The organism is Neobacillus bataviensis (assembly GCF_019969725.1).
Genome location: NZ_JAHXYW010000063.1, coordinates 1 through 441, shown reverse-complemented (window position 1 = coordinate 441; position 441 = coordinate 1). Strand labels below are relative to the sequence as shown.

The following is a 441-nucleotide window of genomic DNA, read 5'->3' as shown; positions in this document are numbered from 1 at the left end:
AGTCAAATGAGTTCGAATATTGTTTGGCATGAATCCTCCGTTACAAAAGAGGAGCGTCGATCCCAAAATAAACATCAAAGCTTTATTTTATGGTTTACGGGCTTGTCTGCTTCAGGAAAATCTTCTATAGCCAATGCGTTTGCCCGCCAATTATATGAAAGGGGCAACCAAGCCTTTGTGTTGGATGGCGATAATGTCCGTCACGGTCTAAACAAGGATTTAGGTTTTGATGAGGCAGGACGAAAAGAAAATATTCGTCGTATAGGGGAAGTTTCGAAGCTTTTTATAGAAAGTGGTCAAATTGTATTAACGGCATTTATTTCTCCTTATCGAGAAGATCGTCAGGTGGTCCGTGCGCTTGTTGAAGATGGTGAATTTATCGAGGTTTTTGTAAAGTGTTCAATAGAAATATGTGAAAAACGGGATCCCAAGGGTCTATAT

At 39.9% G+C, this 441-nt stretch carries 1 protein-coding gene; it reads left to right on the top strand.

Going from position 1 to position 441, the window contains the following annotated elements; translation table 11 throughout:
* Nucleotides 1–6: 6 nt before the first annotated feature.
* The coding region (gene cysC, locus LC455_RS31150; RefSeq protein WP_223596812.1) for an adenylyl-sulfate kinase at nt 7–441 on the top strand (435 nt) is incomplete at its 3' end.